General features: G+C 37.6%; 25 protein-coding genes. All 25 read left to right on the top strand.

Going from position 1 to position 19,897, the window contains the following annotated elements; genetic code table 11:
- The first annotated feature begins 106 nt into the window (after positions 1-106).
- Positions 107-1,003 (top strand): hypothetical protein, encoded by an 897-nt coding sequence (locus ACWM35_RS00125; protein ID WP_454814297.1) that lies wholly within the window; start codon positions 107-109, stop codon positions 1,001-1,003.
- Positions 1,004-1,121: 118 nt separating this feature from the next.
- The gene (fliS, locus tag ACWM35_RS00120) at positions 1,122-1,502 is read left to right on the top strand and encodes a flagellar export chaperone FliS (RefSeq protein ID WP_454814296.1); all 381 of its coding nucleotides are present in this window, start codon (positions 1,122-1,124) and stop codon (positions 1,500-1,502) included.
- Between the two features lie 15 nt (positions 1,503-1,517).
- Positions 1,518-1,868, top strand: coding sequence for a hypothetical protein (locus ACWM35_RS00115; protein ID WP_454814294.1), 351 nt, complete (start codon positions 1,518-1,520; stop codon positions 1,866-1,868).
- Positions 1,869-2,166: 298 nt separating this feature from the next.
- A complete protein-coding gene (locus tag ACWM35_RS00110; protein WP_454814292.1) occupies positions 2,167-2,475 on the top strand; it encodes a hypothetical protein in 309 nt (102 codons plus the stop codon).
- Between the two features lie 142 nt (positions 2,476-2,617).
- Positions 2,618-3,265, top strand: coding sequence for a glucosaminidase domain-containing protein (locus ACWM35_RS00105; protein ID WP_454814290.1), 648 nt, complete (start codon positions 2,618-2,620; stop codon positions 3,263-3,265).
- Between the two features lie 185 nt (positions 3,266-3,450).
- A complete protein-coding gene (flgB, locus tag ACWM35_RS00100; protein ID WP_454814289.1) occupies positions 3,451-3,843 on the top strand; it encodes a flagellar basal body rod protein FlgB in 393 nt (130 codons plus the stop codon).
- Between the two features lie 5 nt (positions 3,844-3,848).
- A complete protein-coding gene (flgC, locus tag ACWM35_RS00095; protein ID WP_454814287.1) occupies positions 3,849-4,304 on the top strand; it encodes a flagellar basal body rod protein FlgC in 456 nt (151 codons plus the stop codon).
- An 11-nt stretch (positions 4,305-4,315) separates the two neighbouring features.
- Positions 4,316-4,615, top strand: a complete 300-nt coding sequence (fliE, locus tag ACWM35_RS00090) for a flagellar hook-basal body complex protein FliE (protein WP_454814285.1) — start codon at positions 4,316-4,318, stop codon at positions 4,613-4,615.
- Between the two features lie 27 nt (positions 4,616-4,642).
- Positions 4,643-6,244 carry a flagellar basal-body MS-ring/collar protein FliF gene (fliF, locus tag ACWM35_RS00085; protein ID WP_454814283.1) on the top strand — a complete coding sequence of 534 codons (1,602 nt, stop codon included), beginning with the start codon at positions 4,643-4,645 and terminating at the stop codon, positions 6,242-6,244.
- Positions 6,245-6,250: 6 nt separating this feature from the next.
- The gene (gene fliG / locus ACWM35_RS00080; RefSeq protein ID WP_454814281.1) at positions 6,251-7,261 is read left to right on the top strand and encodes a flagellar motor switch protein FliG; all 1,011 of its coding nucleotides are present in this window, start codon (positions 6,251-6,253) and stop codon (positions 7,259-7,261) included.
- Positions 7,245-8,081, top strand: coding sequence for a FliH/SctL family protein (locus ACWM35_RS00075; RefSeq protein ID WP_454814279.1), 837 nt, complete (start codon positions 7,245-7,247; stop codon positions 8,079-8,081). Before fliG ends, ACWM35_RS00075 begins: the two co-directional genes overlap by 17 nt.
- On the top strand, positions 8,065-9,387 hold the full coding sequence (fliI, locus tag ACWM35_RS00070; RefSeq protein ID WP_454814277.1) for a flagellar protein export ATPase FliI: 1,323 nt from the start codon (positions 8,065-8,067) through the stop codon (positions 9,385-9,387). The genes ACWM35_RS00075 and fliI overlap by 17 nt, the downstream gene beginning before the upstream one ends.
- Positions 9,384-9,818, top strand: coding sequence for a flagellar export protein FliJ (fliJ, locus tag ACWM35_RS00065; protein ID WP_454814276.1), 435 nt, complete (start codon positions 9,384-9,386; stop codon positions 9,816-9,818). The genes fliI and fliJ overlap by 4 nt, the downstream gene beginning before the upstream one ends.
- A 14-nt stretch (positions 9,819-9,832) precedes the next feature.
- On the top strand, positions 9,833-10,435 hold the full coding sequence (locus ACWM35_RS00060; RefSeq protein ID WP_454814274.1) for a MotE family protein: 603 nt from the start codon (positions 9,833-9,835) through the stop codon (positions 10,433-10,435).
- A 39-nt stretch (positions 10,436-10,474) separates the two neighbouring features.
- Positions 10,475-11,035, top strand: a complete 561-nt coding sequence (locus ACWM35_RS00055) for a flagellar biosynthetic protein FliO (protein ID WP_454814272.1) — start codon at positions 10,475-10,477, stop codon at positions 11,033-11,035.
- Between the two features lie 4 nt (positions 11,036-11,039).
- Entirely contained in the window at positions 11,040-11,783 is a 744-nt protein-coding gene (gene fliP / locus ACWM35_RS00050) for a flagellar type III secretion system pore protein FliP (RefSeq protein WP_454814270.1), read from the top strand.
- A gap of 16 nt (positions 11,784-11,799) precedes the next feature.
- Complete coding sequence (gene fliQ / locus ACWM35_RS00045) at positions 11,800-12,069, top strand: flagellar biosynthesis protein FliQ (protein ID WP_454814268.1); 270 nt, start codon at positions 11,800-11,802, stop codon at positions 12,067-12,069.
- Positions 12,070-12,078: 9 nt separating this feature from the next.
- Positions 12,079-12,849, top strand: a complete 771-nt coding sequence (gene fliR, locus ACWM35_RS00040; RefSeq protein ID WP_454814266.1) for a flagellar biosynthetic protein FliR — start codon at positions 12,079-12,081, stop codon at positions 12,847-12,849.
- 2 nt (positions 12,850-12,851) lie between these two features.
- The gene (gene flhB / locus ACWM35_RS00035) at positions 12,852-13,946 is read left to right on the top strand and encodes a flagellar biosynthesis protein FlhB (protein ID WP_454814264.1); all 1,095 of its coding nucleotides are present in this window, start codon (positions 12,852-12,854) and stop codon (positions 13,944-13,946) included.
- Positions 13,943-15,976: a flagellar biosynthesis protein FlhA gene (gene flhA, locus ACWM35_RS00030; protein WP_454814263.1), complete on the top strand. Its 2,034-nt coding sequence runs from the start codon at positions 13,943-13,945 to the stop codon at positions 15,974-15,976. The genes flhB and flhA overlap by 4 nt, the downstream gene beginning before the upstream one ends.
- Entirely contained in the window at positions 15,973-17,289 is a 1,317-nt protein-coding gene (gene flhF, locus ACWM35_RS00025; RefSeq protein WP_454814261.1) for a flagellar biosynthesis protein FlhF, read from the top strand. The genes flhA and flhF overlap by 4 nt, the downstream gene beginning before the upstream one ends.
- Positions 17,290-17,292: 3 nt before the next feature.
- Positions 17,293-18,177, top strand: a complete 885-nt coding sequence (locus tag ACWM35_RS00020; RefSeq protein WP_454814260.1) for a MinD/ParA family protein — start codon at positions 17,293-17,295, stop codon at positions 18,175-18,177.
- A gap of 15 nt (positions 18,178-18,192) precedes the next feature.
- Complete coding sequence (locus tag ACWM35_RS00015) at positions 18,193-18,552, top strand: hypothetical protein (protein WP_454814259.1); 360 nt, start codon at positions 18,193-18,195, stop codon at positions 18,550-18,552.
- 54 nt (positions 18,553-18,606) lie between these two features.
- A complete protein-coding gene (locus tag ACWM35_RS00010) occupies positions 18,607-19,413 on the top strand; it encodes a sigma-70 family RNA polymerase sigma factor (RefSeq protein WP_454814257.1) in 807 nt (268 codons plus the stop codon).
- A gap of 227 nt (positions 19,414-19,640) precedes the next feature.
- A partial coding sequence (locus ACWM35_RS00005; protein WP_454814255.1) for a PAS domain S-box protein occupies positions 19,641-19,897 on the top strand: 257 nt, incomplete at its 3' end.

Below are 19,897 nucleotides of genomic sequence, written 5' to 3'. Positions count from 1 at the left end.
TTGTTTTTAGAATGAAAATAGATTATAGTAGAATAGTTTTTTAAGAGAAAGAGATTACAATAGGAAAACAACTAGATAGAACCTATAAAACTAGGAGGTTAATCTAATGAGTTTAAAATCTGCTCTTTTTGACATGAAAAAAGCAATGGAAAATGATAGAATTGGAAAATCTGTTGACGAATTTATTCATGAACTAGAATTTCAACATGAATTAAATGCAGGTACATTAGTATTTTATTATAACAATTTGATGATGAGTTTGACTCGGACTGAGAAAGCGAATTTTGATGATTCCAAAAAGGTAAACCGTAAATGGGCGAAAGATGAACTTCAATTTATGTTTCAGTATATTAAAGAACGCCAAGATGAAGGTGGCCTGAATATTACTGAATTATTAGAAGAGGTTGCCCAATTATTAAATAGAGGCTACCAATCAGTTAATTATAAATATTATTCTCAGATGAAAGAAAATGATCGTAAAAAGCAATCAAATCAAAATTCTTACAATTTCACTACCATTACTCAAACTCAAATACCCGTTTTATCGACTGAGAAAATTGCGACTGCTCAAGCCATGCCTTCTCCTTCAATGGACGATAATGAAACTACCGGAGAAGACCTATTGGATATCTTATCTGGCTTAATATCCAATGTTGAAAAGCTCCCTGGAATTAATTTAAATGATATGTTAAAAAGCTTATATCAACTTACAAATATGGCTTTACAAAATCAAGATGCGGTAAGGCAATTTGAGAATGTTAAATCTGAAATTCATCATGAAAAAGAGTCTTTAAAGAAAAGTTTAAAGCAAAAGGATCAGCAATTACTTGAAGAGAAAAGACGTAATGATGAATTACAATTAGAGGTTGCAAAGTTGGCAAAGGAAATCATGGCATTTAATCAATTAGGGGATGCTGCGAAAATTCAGAACTTAAAATCATACAATCAGCGACTTAACTACATCATTGATGGATCCGGAGTCGTACTAAAAGTCGGAAGTTAGGTCCATTACTAGAAGGTTATTCACCGAATGAAATAACGATAAAAAATTCCGAGGGCTTAACTTTTTTTGATTACTTCCGATAATCAATATGAATAGTTCTTGAAAGGAGTAATCAATTATGAGTATAAATAATCCTTATCAAACATATCAAAGGCAAGCAGTTACTACTTCTAAACCAGAAGATTTAACCTTGATGCTTTTTCAAGGATTGGTTAAGTTTATCCGTCTTTCTAAATTAGCCGTTCAAAATAACAATTTTGAAGAAAGCCATAAGAACAATGTAAGAGCTCAAGATATACTAACAGAATTAATGGTGACCTTAAAACCGGGGTATGCTATATCTGAGCAGTTACAGACGATGTATGACTATATGAAAACACGATTAATCGAAGCAAATATTAGTAAAGATATTGCTGTTTTGGAAGAAGTAGAACAATTTGCATCTGAATTAACAGAGACTTGGTCAAATGCGATCAAGCAGATGAAAGTGAAAAATTAAGGGTTGAGATTAAGAATGATTGATGAGATGATTCAAACCATTAAGGATATAACTGTGAATATGAACACAGTTTTACAAACTGGCGATTATCAAGAGTTCGAAAAGCTTTTAGCAGATAGAAATGGTGTCATGTTAAAAGTAGAAGCAGAGAAAAATCGAATGGCTGATTTCGAATACTCTGCCTATGCAAAAGAAATTTTAAAAGAAACGCTGGAACTAAATGAAAAGATAATTCCATTTATTGAAAAAGAATACACTAAAACCGAAACCATGATCCAACAGGTGAAAATAAATAAAGTAGTGTCCAGAAAGTACCAGCCATACATGAAACAAACAAATGGAGCATTTGTCGATACAAATAAATAGGTGTGAAAAGCCTGTTAAATAGCCATTCATAACAAATTGCTTGAAAAGTATAAAGTGACAAATCGAAGTATTATTATTCACTTTGTGTTATAAAATGCGTGAGTCCGTAAATTTTATGTTGCGTGACCACGCATTTTTTTGTACAATTTTTTTTGTGAGTAATTTTACAATTACATTAATAACTTTTCACATATATTACAATTTTATTTCAAAAACATATTTTGGTTGTTCTCTCTGCTTTGCTTTTTAGCTTGACTGACAACTTTACGTTCACGTAAGTAGAGGAGGAGAAGTTTCAATGCTCCAGCATCGGATAAATAATGATAATAATGGTAAAGTCTATGATTTCATGGAATATAAAAACAATAGACCTTTCTTCCAACAACCATTTAAAATTAAAATAGAACATCCGACCACCGAAACCTATTTTGTGGTGAAAAACCTTGTCTATAATAAAAAACAAATTCTTGCTTTACGGAAAGAGCAGGACCCAAACACAATTGTATTGGTGGAGGCAGGAATAGAAAATGGAAAACTTATGCATATACTTATGATCCCTGATGAATATATTGGTGATATTGGGAAAATGTTAGATGGAACGATATAAAGTATAAGCTTAATAGTAGTGGGTGATTGATCCAAAATAGTCACCCATTTTTCTATTATTGGTAAATAATGAGACCCCATTTAAATTTGAAATATATTTGATACAATAATGTTAACGAAAAGAAAACTGAAAGGTGATTCCATTGATTATAGGTGATGATTGGTTTACTAAGTCGATGCTGATTACAGCGATGGCAAAAAATGATAAATTACGGTCTCAACTGCTAACAAACAATTCAGATACCGCTAATCAATTTGCCAATATACTTAATCAACTTTTAATACAAAAGGGACAAACTGCGGTCGAACCAACTTTCAATGTTTATCCGCAAGACATGGAGATGAATTTTCAGACCCCCCTACAGAATATAAATGAACCATTACGCTTTCAATCGCAAAGTCCTGACAACCTGAATCAAATGTTAGAAGGTAAGCTGCGTGGAACCGGGGATATTTTTGTCCGAGCAGGTAAGCATTATAATATTGATCCAACCCTCTTAGCATCGATTGCCATTCATGAAACCGGAAATGGTAAATCCCGCGCAGCGAACGAAAAAAATAACGTGGCAGGGATGATGGGAGCGGGAGGATTAAAATCATATGCTACTGTGGAAGATAGCATCATGGACATGGCACGAAATTTAAGTAAAAATTACTTGAATAAAGGTTTAACGACAATTGCTCAAATCGGTGCAAAATATGCTCCGGTGGGTGCAAGTAATGATCCTACAGGATTAAATAATCATTGGGTCAACGGCGTATCCAAATATATGAACAAATTAACAGTTTGATAGATTGTGATATTTGGTAAATATATCAAAATATCTTTCTAACTTTGTTTCTTTTTATAATTGGAAAAAAAAGATGTAGATTTATCATCCTCGTATATTGTATATTGATGTAGGATAAAAAATCATTTTGATGTTTTTTGAATAAAATCAAAAAAAGCTTTTGGGTTAGGAGGGAAGGAAACAACATGACGAATATTAATCTTTTACACTCTGCATTAAATGCTGCTAGTTTACGTCAACAAGTCATTTCGAATAATATTGCGAATGCTGAAACCCCAGGTTATAAATCAAAATCAGTTGTTTTTGAAGATATATTGCAAAAACATTTATCGAACCAAACAAGTTTTGTCGGGAATAGAACGGATCAAAGGCATATAGTGATTGGTGAAAGTTCAGGAATTCCTTCTGCCATCACAAAAGTGAATAACAATACAATCATGCAAAACAATGGAAATAATGTTGATATCGATGGAGAAATGACCTTAATGGGGAAAAACTCCTTATGGTATTATACGATGACCGAACAGCTAAACAGTGAATTTCAAAAATTATCGATTGCCATTAAAGGAAGGGGTTAAGGAGAATGTTTAATTCTTTAAATATAAGTGGTTCTGCCTTAACTGCTCAACGACTACGGATGGATGTTGTTTCTTCTAATATCGCGAACGCTTCATCAACGAGAGGGACTTTAGTTGATGGTCAGTGGGAACCATATCGCCGGAAAATGGTCGTTATGGAACCGAGAGAGAAAGCTTTTAATCAAATTTTAGCTGGACAAATGAAGAAGCAGGCAGGGGGACAATCTCCGCTTGAAGGAGTAAGAGTGACAGGAATTGTCGATGATAGTACTCCTTTTAAGATGGTATTTGACCCCAGTCATCCGGATGCTGATGCAGAAGGTTATGTAAAAATGCCAAATGTGGATTTATCGAAGGAAATGATTGATTTGCTGGCTTCATCAAGAGCGTATGAAGCCAATGTAACAGCCTTCAATACAGGCAAGTCGATTATGATGAAGGCTTTGGAGATAGGTCGTTAGGAGGAAGTTAAATGGATGTTTCACGCATAACGGGTGGACAAATCAAAATAAATCAAAATCCTTTTCAAAAAGTTGAAACGGATCAATCTAAAACATCTTTTGCTAATGTCATAAAAGGTTATCTTGAAAATGTAAATAAATTGGATAATCAAGCATCTGAGCTTACTGTTAAGGCAGCAGCTGGACAGGTAGATAATATTCATGATGTTACGATTGCTTCGCAAAAGGCAAAGGTGGCATTAGAACTGACAGTGACGATTCGGGATAAAGCAGTGGAAACATATCAAGAAATGATGCGGATGCAATTTTAAAGAATGATAGACTAGGTAGGGTGAGAAATGAAACGATCATGGATAGATCAACTCAAACAAACAAAAGAGCTTTTTACTAATTATTGGAATGCACGGAGCTCGAAACAAAAAGGGCTCATCATTGGGTCATTCTTATTTTTTTTGATTGCCTTATCTGCTTTTGTTTTCTTTGCGTCTCGCCCTAACTATGTTCCTTTATATACAGGGCAATTAACTCAGCGTGAAGTCGGAGATATTAAGGCAGTATTGGACAAACAAGGATATACTGACTATCAATTATCGGAAACTGGGACGATGCTTCTCGTTCCACAAAAAGACGCAGCTGATTTATTAGTTAGCCTGGCATCTGAAGGTTATCCGAAAGATAACAAAATTAACTATGATATTTTTAGCGAAAACTTATCATTTGGAGCAACTGATCGTCAAATCGAGATACTTGAACGTGAAGCGATGCAAAATCAAGTTGCAGCGGTTATTAAACATGTAGACGGAATTAGTAATGCTGAAGTTATTTTGACATTACCTGATGAAACCGTGTTTGTAAGACAAGACTCGGAAGAAAAAGCCAGTGCTTCGGTAATGGTAGAAGTGGAGCCTGGAGTTAAGATGAGTGCTCAGCAAATTCAAGCACTCTATACATTAGTTTCACGAAGTGTACCTAATCTTCCTATTGAAAATATTACGATTATGAACCAATACAGCGAAACATTAGCGATGGATAATGTTGAAAGTGATGATCAATCACTTGATAAATATTCGGAACAGCGACAAATTCAAAAAGATGTTGAAAAAGATATTCAACAAAATCTACAAAGCTTGCTTGGAACGATTTTAGGTACTGACAAGGTTTATGTTCATACTTTTGTAAAAATGAATTTTGATAAAGTAAAAACTCAAGAAAGCTTAGTTGAACCTACTACTGATGAAAATAATGAAGGGATTGTAATTAGTTCTGAAAAAAATTCGATAACTTCTAGTGGAACTGGCGCTGAAGCTGGTGGAGTTGTTGGAACAGGGGAAACCGATGTTCCAGGCTATGTTGGCAGCACAACAGGTGGAGATAGTGAATACGAAGAATTACAAGAAAAAGTGAACTATGAAGTAAACCGAATTAATAATGAGATTGTTAAAAGCCCTTATGAAATAGAAGATATTACAATCAACGTTGGATTACAGAACGATCCAGAAAGTACTCAATCTTTATCGGAGGAAGCACAAGCTAATATCCGAAATATTGTGTCTAATACTGTACGTACGGCACTTGGGCATCCGGAATTATCACAGGAGCAAGTGGATCAACGGATCACTATTTTCCCTCATTCTACGTTCGCTAAAAACGCGGAGGCGGAAACTAGTACAAAAACGAATTGGCTATATATAGGTATAGGTGCAGCTGTTGGACTTCTTTTAATCGGTGGATTGGTTTGGTTTCTGATTAGCAGAAGAAAAGATAAGGATGATATCGACGTCGAAGAAGCCATCATGTTTGCGGCACCAGCGAAAGATCCGGAAGACTACTTTAAGGAAAATGACATGGATACCGAAAGTCAGCTTAAGAAATTATTAGAGCAACGACCTGAGGATTTCTCAAAGGTAATCAGAACATGGCTGCATGAAGAGGAGGCATAATTCCCTATGGCGACAGCATTAAAGTTGACTGGAAAACTTAAAACAGCGATTTTACTAATTTCGATGGGAAAAGAGGCTTCTTCTAAGGTGTTTAAGTATTTACCAGAGGAAGAAATCGAAGAGATCACGCTCGCCATCGCAAGTATCAGTAAAGTTGATTCAAAAGAAAAAGAGGAAGTTTTGAAGGAATTTCATGAAATGTGTATGGCACAAGACTTCCTAGCAATGGGCGGAATCGGCTATGCCCATGATGTGTTAGAGACTGCTCTTGGTAAGGATCGAGCAAAACAGATAATTCAAAAATTAACGACACAGTTACAAGTAAAACCATTTGATTTTGCCCGTCGTGTTGATGCGACGCAAATATATCACTTCTTACAAAATGAGCATCCTCAAACAATTGCTTTAGTGTTAGCTCATTTAGAACCTCAACAAGCATCACTGATTTTATCGTCATTGTCTGAGGACCTGCAATCAGATGTTGCAAGACGTATTGCAACGTTAGAACAAACTTCACCAGATGTCATTAAAGAAGTGGAGAAAATCTTAGAGCAGAAGCTTGCGACAACCATTCGTCAAGATTACAGTGTTGTTGGTGGTATTGAATCGATTGTTAGCATCCTTAATGGTGTTGATAGAGGAACAGAGAAGAGTATCCTTGAGCAACTTAGTCAGAAAAATACGGAGTTGGTGGACGAAATCAAGAAACGTATGTTTGTCTTTGAAGACATTATTAACCTTGATCGACGTGCTATTCAGCGTATTATTCAAGAAGTGGAAAATTCAGACTTGATGCTTGCTTTAAAAGCTGCCAGCCCAGAACTGAAGGATGTTATTTTTGAGAATATGTCGAAACGTATGGTTGAAACCTTCAATGAAGAAATGCAATATCTTGGACCTGTTCGTGTTAAAGATGTGGAAGAAGCGCAAGGGAGAATTGTTTCTGTTATCCGCCGCTTAGAGGATTCTGGTGAGTTAGTGATTGCTCGAGGTGGTAATGATGGCATCCTACTCTAAAATATTTAAAGCAAATGACCTTTCCATCATGAAGGATGTAAAGGTTATTTCTCAGCCTGAAATCTATTTTAATCATTTAGAAGATGAGCAAGTTGATGCTGCTTCTCCCGGTGGAGAAGAGCAAATGGCCAAAGGAAATATAAATGCTCAAAGATTGTTAGATGAAGCGCATGCGGAAGCTAAAGCCATCACTGATAAGGCAGAACAAAGAGCGAGAGCAATCGAAACCTCGGCCGAAGAACAAATAAGCCAGTGGTGGGAAGAAAACCAACAAAAATTTGAGGATATGTCTATTGAAGTGAGGGAGCAAGCCTTTCAACAAGGATTTGAGCAGGGGTTAGTAGAAGCAAAGGCTCAGATTGAGCAAGAGTACCATGAAAAGATTGCCCAGGCTGAGCAGTTGTTACAGTCGGCCTTTGAGCAAAAAGATGCCATTATATCTGAGGCAGAACCGTTTTTACTAGAATTAAGCACCGTTATTGCTTCTCAGATTATCAAGCAGGAGTTAGATGCCAATCCTGAGAAGTTTATTGGTTTAATCCAACAGCATATTCATCGTGTGAAGGAAAAAGAATCGATTATTGTATGTGTTCATCCTGATGATTTTGAATTTATTCAGTCGCAGCGAGCGCATCTTACTGCGATTGTGAATGGTGATACAGAGATAAAAGTTATTCCAGACCATACTGTTTCCCCTAAAGGATGTATCATCCGAACAGCCTTTGGCAGCATTGATGCCAGGATTGATACCCAAATCGAGGAAATTAAAAAGGTGATTCTAGAGTCGCGAAGGGAGCCGGAAAGTGCGATTAGTAACTGATAACTATGTGAAACTTATCCGCAGCATGGATCCAGTTAGAGTGAACGGTAAAATCACGCAAATCATTGGACTTACCATCGAATCTCAAGGACCTGACGTAAGAATTGGAGAACTTTGCTCGATTTATCCTTCAAACTCCCAAGTCCCGATACAAGCAGAGGTTGTCGGGATTCGAGAAAATAAAGTATTGCTTATGCCTCTTGGCGAAGTGAAGGCAATTGGCCCCGGCTGTGATGTGGTTGCTAGCGGAAAACCAATGATGGTTAAAGCAGGACCGCAATTATTAGGCAGAATTTTGGATGGTTTAGGACAACCTATGGACGGGAAACCGCTGCCTTTAGGCTTAGATGAAGTACCTACCCATGCTATGCCACCCAACCCATTAAGCCGTCCCCGAATACATTCACCATTAGGTGTAGGAGTTCGGACGATTGATGGATTATTGACAATGGGGAAGGGTCAACGTGTAGGAATCTTTGCTGGTAGTGGTGTCGGGAAAAGTACCCTGTTAGGGATGATTTCTCGAAACACAACGGCGGATGTGAATGTCATTGCTTTAGTTGGTGAACGGGGACGTGAAGTCCTTGATTTTATCGAACAAAACTTAGGCGAAGAGGGTTTAAAAAAATCAGTATTGATTGTTGCCACTTCTGATCAACCAGCCTTGATTCGTATTAAAGCAGCGTTAACGGCGACTTCGATTGCGGAATATTTCCGAGATCAAGGGAAAAATGTCTTACTTGTTATGGATTCAGTTACCCGTTTTGCGATGGCTCAACGTGAAATTGGTCTGGCCATTGGAGAACCTCCGACCACGAAAGGGTATACGCCATCGGTTTTTGCCATGCTACCACAACTATTAGAGCGTGCGGGAACAGGACCGAAAGGATCGATTTCGGCGATTTATACGGTTCTCGTTGATGGGGATGACATGAATGAACCCATTGCAGATGCTGTCAGAGGAATTTTGGATGGCCATATTGTTTTGAGCCGTGCCATCGGAAGTAAAGGGATTTTTCCTTCGATCGATGTCTTAAGCAGTGCCAGTCGGGTAATGACGGAAATTACCTCGGACGAACACTTGAATGCCGCTCAGAATTTCAAAAAATTATTAGCAGCCTATAACGAAGCGGAAGATTTAATTAATATTGGTGCTTATAAAAAAGGATCAAATCGTGATATTGATTTAGCGATGAGAATGAAGCCTGTAATTGATAATTTCCTTCGCCAAGGTATCTACGAACCTTCTCAATTAGATGAAACGCAATCTTTCTTACTTTCACAATTTGGAGCGACGATGCGATGAAATTTGATTTTTCTTATCAAAAAGTACTTGATTTCAAGGAAAAAGAGAAAGATATGGCCAAGCAGGAGTTTGGATCGATCAAAATCAAACAAATGGAACTTCAGGAAAAACTGGATGGTCTTGATTTGGTAGAAGAACAGGTTTTTAATCAGTACAATGATGTAAATCATAAAACAGTTTGGGAGATTTTAGAGTTTCAACAGGAAATCGACCATGTAAACAGGCAGAAAAAGCATCTGGAGCTTCAATCTCAGCAATTAGTTCAGGAAGTGGAACAAAAACACAAAAAGCTAATTGAAAAAACACAAGAAGCAAAAATGTGGAACCAATGGAAATCAAAATCAATGGCTGCATTTCAGAAGCATATGAACCAACAAGAGCAGGCAATGCTGGATGAAATGGCTGTATTACGTCATTCTCGCAGGATATGAGGAGAGGAAACCAGATGGTAGAGAAAAAGAGCAGAAGTTTTGGGCCTGTCCTTTTGTGGGGGACGCTTATCACCGCTACGGTAGTTGTTGCGCTCATCGCCCTTAACTTTTTGGGATACCCAATAGCGAAAACGGCTTTGGAGTGGGGAAATAAAATTCCTGTTGTTAACGGAATCATTCCGGATGTAGAAAAAGAAACTAGTACCGTACAAGACTCAACCTCTGAATCGGAAGATGCGGACTATTTGCAACAGCAATATTCACAGCTCGAAGCGCAATTAGCAGAAAAGGATAAAGAAATTTCTGAATTAAAAAAAGAAATCAGTACGAGTGAAAAAAGCCTAGAAGAGTCAAAAAAGAATAACGAAGAATTGTTAAAACAGCTTCAAAATAACCAATCTAATGAAGAAGACAAAGAACAAGAAAATAAGATCGCTGAAATTTATGGAAACATTCCTGCTTCCAAGGCGGCAAAAATGATTGAGACCATGTCACTTGAAGAAGCGGCCTTAACGATCTCACAGTTAGAACAGGAACATCAGAGCAGCATCCTTGGCAGTATGAAGGACGCACAGAAAGCTGCTCAAATTACTTTGATTTTGAAAGATATGCCTTAAATCAAAAAGAACAATGGACTCCAAGGAAGGAGAAAAAGAATGAAACGCTTCGTCTTACTTATGGGTATACTCCTATACCTATTTTCCTTACAACCCACAATCTATGCCGCTGGCACTTATGCTGCCGGCGATCCTTCCGTCTATGATGCTATTCATGATGATGAGAAAGATACTCCATCAGAAACGAAAGCAGAGGATAGCCAATCTACTTCTTTATTTCCCTTATTTATGAAATTTATCGGCTCGTTTATCTTAGTAATTGCCTTGTTATTATTTATTCTCCGTTTTCTAACGAAACGGAAACGGCTATTGTCAGCCAATGGTCCAATCGTTTCATTAGGTGGACAGGTTATTGGGAATAATCGGTCAATACAGATTGTCCTCATCGGACAGACTATTTATATCCTTGGTGTCGGAGACACGGTTAACTTGATTCGAACGATTTCACAGGGTGAGGAATACCAGCATTTACTTGACAGCTATGAAAATCAAGCAGAACCAATTTCTCCGAAATGGATACCAAAGGATCTAAATGCGAACTGGAACTCTATTTTCCGAAAACATATGCAGAAAATGCACAAAGAAAATGGAGAGGAGTAGGAGCATGTTAAAAAAAATAGCTTTACTTGTTCCACTTCTCTCTCTAGGATTTATCTCTGTTGCTCATGCAGCTGATACAGTTGGGACGATCATACCAGGTATTAATTTAGGTAATGAACCGGAACAGGTTTCAAACTCACTAAGAATTATATTATTAATAACGGTGCTATCGATTGCACCCGCGATTCTCGTATTAATGACGAGTTTCACACGGATTATTGTGGTATTAGGATTTGTTCGAAATGCCATGGGGACGCAGCAAATGCCTCCTAATCAAGTACTAGTTGGTTTAGCTTTATTTATGACGTTTTTTATTATGGGGCCAACATTTTCAGAGGTAAATAAAACGGCGCTCCAGCCATTTATGGCTGGTCAGATGACGCAAGAGGATGCCTTTGATGCAGCAAGCGCACCATTTAAGGAATTTATGACCAAACATACCCGTGAAAAGGATTTAGCCTTGTTTATGGATTATGCCAATATGGATACCCCTGAAAATGTTCAAGATATTCCACTCACGGCTTTAGTACCTGCTTTTGCCATCAGTGAATTAAAGACCGCCTTTCAAATGGGCTTTATGATTTTTATTCCTTTTTTGGTTATTGATATGATTGTCTCCAGCATTTTGATGTCAATGGGGATGATGATGCTGCCGCCGGTGATGATTTCATTACCATTCAAAATTTTGTTATTTATTTTGGTCGATGGTTGGTACATGATTGTCAGATCATTGCTTACCAGCTTTTAAGAAGGGAATGTGAGGCATGACCACTGAAATGGTTTTAAGAATTGCCCAAGAGTCTGTTTATACGATACTCATCGTCATCGCTCCGGCAGCGGGCGTCGCACTTATTGTTGGCTTATTGGTTAGTATTTTCCAAGCAACCACTCAAATACAGGAACAAACACTTGCATTTGTACCGAAAATTGTTGCCGTTTTCCTAACGATATTATTTTTTGGGGCTTGGATGCTTCGAAAAGTAGTCGATTTTACGCAAAACATATTTGAAAACCTTGCTTCCTATATCGGGTAGGTGTTGGATATGGAGGTCTTTTCTTGGTGGACATTTCTACTTATCCTGGTTCGTATCTCTTCGTTCTTGATCACAGCACCCGTCTTTTCTGGGAGTCAAATTCCCGCCCAATATAAAATTGGTTTAAGTGTCGCACTAACCTTTTTAACCATGGGGGTAATTGATAAGCCTACTGATGATTTTCAAGAATCGATGATTGCTTTATTAATACTTAAAGAAGTCTTAGTTGGAGTGGTTCTTGGCCTGGCAGCGAATATTTTGTTTTATGCTGTCCAGTTTGCCGGGACGATGATTGATTTTCAAATTGGCTTTATGATGGCTAATCTTTTTGATCCAACTTTTGGAACAAGTACACAACTAACCGGGCGAATGAAAAACATTTTGGCTATTTTGTTCTTACTTACCACAAATGGTCATCATTTAATCATTCAGGGAATTTTAGCTAGTTTTGATTGGGTAGCAGTTCAAGCCCTTGTCCCTGCATGGATGGACGGCCGTATTTCAACATTTTTGTTAGAATGTTTGACGCAAATGTTTATGATTGGATTCATGATTGCTGCACCGATATTAGGCACATTATTTGTAGTGGATTTAGCGATTGGAATCATTGCCAAGACCGTTCCTCAAATGAATATATTTGCCATTTTCCCTCCGGTGAAAATTTTGATACACTTCTTCTTGTACATTTTTATTTTACCGAGTTTTTTTTATCTGTTAAAAATACTTTTTGAAACGATGTTTGAATCAATGCATTCTATCTTAAAAATATTGGGGGCCTGAGCATGCTGCTTCGTCTAGATCTGCAGCTCTTTTCTGGTGAAAAAACAGAAAAAGCAACTCCGCATAAACGTAATGAAGCTAGAAAAAAGGGTCAGGTCGCGAAGAGTCCAGATGTTTCAGCAGCTCTCATTTTACTTTTCAGTTTTGCGTTTTTTATGGTTGCTGGTCAGAAATTTATCGAAGGCTGCTTCTATATTTTTCGCCACACCTTTCAAGAATATATGCTTTGGGATTTAACGATTTCAAGCACACAGCTCCTTTTTAAGGAAGTGCTATTACAAATGGCGAAATTACTGGCACCAATTTTTGGTGTTGTAGTGATCGCTGGACTAATAGCAAACTACGCACAGGTCGGCTTCATGTTTACGATGGAGAATTTAAAAGTGAATTTTGGAAAGCTGAACCCGCTTCAAGGTGCGAAACAGATCTTTTCCATGAGAGCCATTGTGGAATTGATCAAATCACTATTGAAAATAACAATAACTTCATATATAGCATTTTGGGTGATTTGGAATAAAAAAGAGCAGCTCTTGATGATCGGTGAAAAGAGTATTTTTGATGCTGCGAGATTTATAGGTTCATTGACTGTTCAAATTGGTATTGTTATCGCTGGTAGTTTGATAGTTTTAGCTGTCGCTGACTATTTTTATCAAAGATTTGAACATGAAAAGAAATTGAAAATGTCAAAACAAGATATTAAGGATGAACATAAAAAGATGGAAGGTGACCCGTTTATTAAGGGTCAAAGGCGTGCTAAGCAGCGTCAAATGTCCATGAATCGAATGATTCAAGAAGTTCCAAAAGCAGATGTCGTGATCACAAACCCTACCCACTTTGCAATTGCGATTCGATACGATTTTGAAACGATGGATGCTCCACAGGTAATTGCCAAGGGACAGGATCATATCGCCTTAAAAATTAAGGAAATTGCCAAAGAGCATAAAATTATGACGGTAGAAAATCGGCCATTGGCTCGAGCGCTCTTTGCAGCAGTGGAGATTGGGGATAACATCCCTGAGGAATTATTTAATGCAGTTGGCGAGATTTTAGCCTATGTTTACTTCCAGGAAGGTCGATATAAGGGGATGATGGCATGAAGATGAAGGATATTTCAGTATTGTTGGTTGTAATCTTGATCGTTGCAATGATGATCATTCCACTCCCAACCTTATTGTTAGATTTTCTATTAATAATTAACATCTCTATTTCATTGCTTATTTTAATGGTAGCAATGAATACGAAGGAACCGTTAGAATTCTCGATTTTTCCAACGGCTATCCTACTGACAACTTTATTCCGCTTAGCTTTGAACGTTTCAACCACACGTTCCATCCTGTCTCATGCAGATGGTGGAGAGGTTATTGAAGCGTTTGGTTCCTTCGTTATTGGGGGGAACGCTGTTATTGGTTTTGTCGTCTTCTTAATACTTGTCGTCATCCAATTCCTCGTTATTACAAAAGGTTCCGAGAGGGTCGCAGAGGTTGCTGCCCGCTTTACCTTGGATGCGATGCCTGGTAAACAAATGGCGATTGATGCCGATATGAATGCTGGATTAATAAGTGAGCAGGATGCCCGTGAACGCCGTAGTAAGGTTGAACGTGAATCCGACTTTTTTGGTGCTATGGACGGTGCCAGTAAGTTTGTTAAAGGAGATGCCATAGCTGGGATCGTTATCCTTTTAATCAATATCATTGGTGGTTTTGCCATCGGTATGGCTATACATGGAATGGATTTTGCTACAGCTGCAAGTACTTTTACCCTTTTATCGGTGGGTGATGGTTTAGTCAGCCAGGTACCAGCATTATTAATTTCGACAGCTACAGGTATTACCGTAACGCGTGCTGGTTCGGATGGTACATTAGGTTCTGATGTAGCGAAGCAGCTTTTCAATTCACCTAAACTGCTTTATATCGTTGCAGGAACGATTTTAGTATTAGGTTTATTTACGCCTATTGGACTCTTCCTAACTGCACCTGTCGCTGGAATACTTGCTTTTGGTGCGTATAAAATGAAGCAAAATCTGGAAAAAGAAGAACTGTTGCAAGAACAGGTGGAAATGGAAAATTCCGAAGAGGATATCCGTAGTCCGGAAAAAGTCATTAACCTGTTACAATTAGATACACTAGAACTTGAAATAGGGTACGGTTTAATTCCACTTGCTGATCAAAAACAGGGCGGGGACATTCTTGACCGAATCGTGATGATTCGTCGACAGTTTGCCCTTGAATTAGGATTAGTCATCCCTACGATTCGAATTCGAGATAATCTCCAATTACCGCCAAATGAATATGTGCTAAAATTCCGCGGCAGTAAGATTGCTTCTGGGGAAGTTTATCTTGATCATTTCCTTGCGATGAATCAAGGGGCAGACACTGATGAAATTGAAGGAATTCAAGTCATTGAACCAGCCTTTGGTCTCCCTGCCATTTGGGTGAGCATGGAAGCAAAACAAAAAGCAGAATTAATGGGATATATCATCGTAGATCCACCATCAGTGATAGCGACTCACTTGACCGAAGTTATTAAACGTCATGCTTACCAGTTATTGCGTCGTGAAGAAACGAAAGAACTTGTTGATAATCTAAAAGAAACACATCCGAACTTAGTTGAAGAACTTGTTCCCAATTTATTATCAATCGGGGATATTCAAAAGGTATTACAAAATCTTCTCCGAGAGCAGATTTCGGTTCGGGATTTAGCAGCTATCTTTGAAACCTTGGCGGATTATGCGGTTTATACGAAGGAACCACGTGTATTGACGGAGTATGTTCGTCAGTCCTTAACCCGCCAAATTACCGAGCAATATGCAGAGAATGGCGTCATCCATGTCCTAACAGCAGGTGCTACTTTAGAAAAAGGAATATCTGATTGTATCCAACAGACGGAGGCAGGGGTACAATATTTATCAATGGATCCTCAAATATCACGGAAGATTACAACTGAGCTTCATGAGCAAATTGATCGAGTAGTACAGGCCGGCTCTCAGCCAATCTTCCTTACTTCTCCATCGATTAGGATGTATTTGAAACAATTCGTTGATAAAATTATGCCGACAGTTCCTGTTCTTTCCTACACAGAGCTGGAGCCGGAAGTTGAGATCCAAAGTATAGGAGTGGTGAATATATGAAAACAGAAAAAATTATCGCCGATTCCATGCCACTTGCTCTAAAAAAAGTGCGACAACAATTAGGAGAAAATGCGATTATTGTGAATACCAGGGCAATTAAAACAGGCGGCCTATTCGGTTTATTCGCAAAACAAAAATATGAAGTAACGGCTTATGCGATCGACAATGGTCCAGCACCATCAAAATCGAAGACCATTGTTGATCGAAAAGATCCAATTGAGATGCCTGTAAAAGAGAAAGAACCTGTTATAAAAAATACGGAAAACACTGGAAATAGTCCTTCGGTTTTTCATAAGAATCCACAAAAATTATATAATTTTTATTCGCAACAAACCGAAATGACAGAAAAACAAAATGCTCCTGAACAGAAAAATGAAACAGTCCTGAAGAATATCCTTGAACAAAAACAGGAACGGACAAATAAGTCTTCCGGAGCAGAATCGCAAATGCTTGATGAACTTCAACATATGCGTAAGATGATGATGAATTTTATGATGAGCGAAAATGCGGGCGGTAACCTGCCGTCTGGAATAGTCAAATGGGTTAATCAATTGAAAAAACAGGGTGTTGATGATGAAGTCATTGCACATTTAACAAACACCCTGTTACAAAAATACGAATCGTTGAACGATTTATCGGAAGAGATGCTTAAAAATGAAATCAAGACATTGGTCGAAGAGATCATTGTAAAGCGAGTTCCAGCCTCAAATGCTGTCGCCGAGCAAACCAGGATCATAAATGTTATCGGTCCAACGGGTGTCGGTAAAACAACGACGATTGCCAAGTTAGCGACAGAACAAGTCTTAAAACAAAAACGTCGTGTTGCGATGATCACAACGGATGTTTATCGTATTGCGGCGGTTGAACAATTAAAAACATATGCCGGAATTTTGAACGTGCCAATTGAAGTCGTTCGTTCCACAGATGAACTCGAAAAGGCAGTAGCAAGGTTAAAAAACTACGATCTCATCTATATGGATACAACCGGGCGAAATTATAAAGAAATGCAAAATCGCGAATCGATTTTTGAATATTTAAATTATCCATTACAAAGCGATAATTATTTAGTGCTTAGCTTAACGACAAAGTTTGAAGATATGCAAGTATTATTAAATTCATTTTTGAAAAGTCCGGTGAAAAAACTGATTCTCACTAAATTTGATGAAACAACAAGCTATGGTTCGATTTTAAATATTGCTTTTAATTATCCATACCAATTAGCGTATATTGCAAATGGACAAAGTGTTCCCGAGGATATCGCTCCAATTGATGCTGCATCGCTTGCTCGTTATTTATTAGGAGAGGAAAACTAAAAGATGGATCAAGCACAAAGTCTGAGAGAATATATGCACCGATTTAATGCTAAGCAGGAAACCATTCATTCCTCTCGAGTGATTACGATTACGAGTGGTAAGGGTGGGGTTGGCAAATCCAATTTCACGCTTAATTTTGCTCTCGGCTTAAAAGAAGTTGGTAAGAAGGTAGTTGTCTTAGATTTGGATTTATCAACAGCTAATATTAATATTCTAATGGGAATCAGCCCACGGTACACTTTGGTGGATGTTCTCTATCAAAGGAAAGATATTTGGGAAGTATTAGAAAAGGGGACCCACGGAATTGAATATATTTCCGGTGGAATTGATGTTCAAGATCTTTTAAACTTAGATCAAATGAGACTGTCTTACTTTTGGAATCAAATTCTTGAACTCCAAAATTATGCGGATTTCATTTTACTCGACACAGGTGCGGGAATATCGAAGGAACTCGTTGATTTTATTGTAGCTTCTGATGAAACTATCTTGGTTACGACACCTGAGCCCACCTCGATCGCTGATTCGTATGCAGTTTTAAAAACCGCGCTTCATTACTCTAACGAGGCTCCGAACTTTCGTTTGGTGGTAAATCGAGCATTGTCGTATCGTGAGGCAGTCGAAACGTCTAGAGCCTTGAAAACAACTAGCAGTAAGTTTCTAAAGCTGCAATTGAATACACTGGGATTTCTGATGGAGGATGATCACGTCAAGAAATCGGTTCGAATGCAGAAGCCATTTTTCATTACTTTTCCAAAATGTGAAGCATCAAAAAATATCAAACAAATTGTTCAATCTTTTTTACCTGAAAGTGAAGAAAATTCTTCCGTTTCATCAACTAAAGGTATAAAAGGATTCTTAGAAAAAATATTATTAGGTAAGTCGCGGTAATTGAGGAGGAAAAATTTGAAATCATTTATAAAGTTAAATGTTATAATAGGTTTAATGGTCTCCTTGATTACCGGCCTATTTTCATTCGTTAACAATACGTGGCAACTATCCTTGTTCAGAGCAGGGATTGGCTTCCTTCTCTTTTTTCTTTTGGGAAATATACTTTCATTCTTTTTATATCGAAAAGTATCAAAAAATGAATCGAAAAATGCTCAAGATCAAATTTCTAACGTGAAAAGTAACAAAAGTATAGAAATAAAAGAAAAAGTTGAAGATCTCCGATTAGCTGAACCATTGGATGAAATAGTAGATGAGCCTGTCTTTCATGCAATCCCTCTACAATCTCTCCATAATGGCGAGGAAGCTAGTAATTGAGAATAATGGAACAAACCATATTTAGTTGATGAAGGATAACAGGGGTGATTCGTGTTGAGAGCTGCACTAAAGGAAAGCATTCCGCATTATTTATTATGGAGAACGTACCAAGAAAAACAAGATTCCTTCACACAGGAAACGCTTGTCACGAAATATATGTATTTGGTAGAGCAAATGGCCAACCGCCTAAGCGTAAGTATTCCACAACGTATTATTTCGAAGGATGACCTGATGGGATTAGGTTATATCGGTTTAATTGAAGCGATTAAAAAATTTGATTATAAAAAAGGGTTTCAATTTGAAACCTACGGCTTGTGGCGAATTAAGGGTGCGATGTTAGATGGTGTTCGTAAATTAGATTGGGTTCCACGGGGATTAAGAGATAAGGCAAAGAAATTAAACAATGCCTATCGAATGCTAGAGCAAAGTTTAATGCGGGCACCTACGGAAGAGGAACTCAGCCAATATTTAAATATTTCCCTTGATGAAGTTGACCAAATCATGTCTGTTGTATCATTATCAACGCTGTTATCCCTGGATGAACCTATTAATGCGAATGAGGATGAAGGAAAACTGCAGAGTTTAGTTGATCAAGTTAAGGATGACAATTCCGTAAATCAAGAAGGCCAGGTTATGATGGAAGAATTCAAAAAATTGATGGCCGGGTGTATCGAAAAGATGCCTGAAAAAGAAAAATTAGTTGTGACATTATTCTACTATGAAGGATTATCACAGGTAGAAATTGCGGAAGTGTTAGATTTAACGAAGGGTAGAATTTCACAAATTCACTCTCGCGCTATTTTACGATTACGTCAAAGTTTTGAAGCAAAAGGCTATTCACTTGATTCCTTTTTTAATTGATTCCTATATTCGCTCGCTATTTTATAGTTTTTATATTTTCATAGGACACATTCTCAATTAAGAGGGTGTGTTTCTTCGTGTTTGATTAAATTTTGCAAATTTTTGATATTGATTAAACCAATGTTGTTTTTTTCCGATATATAATAATGTCTAGGTTAAAACCGAGGGTAGAAACGTTTGAAATAGAAAATAAGGGCATTTAAAAAATGAAGAAAGGTTGGTATTGGATGAGATCAATCATAGAATATAATGCTCTTTTCGCCATTTATAAATCATTCTTTGATTTAAATGAAGATGCCTGTTATGCACTTGATTTAGAAGGAAACTTTATCTTATTTAATGAGGCCGCTTCCCGATTGACAGGATATCCTAAGGAAGAAATTCTTTTAAAGTCATTTATATCTTTTATTCCCGATAACAATTTGAGTGAAACCATTATTCGTTTTAAATCGGTATTGGAAGGGAATCAGGGGAAAATTTCTAC

This window comes from Neobacillus sp. K501 (assembly GCF_053749995.1).
The sequence above is the reverse complement of the archived record's forward strand: the minus strand, read 5'-3'. Positions and strand labels throughout refer to the sequence as shown.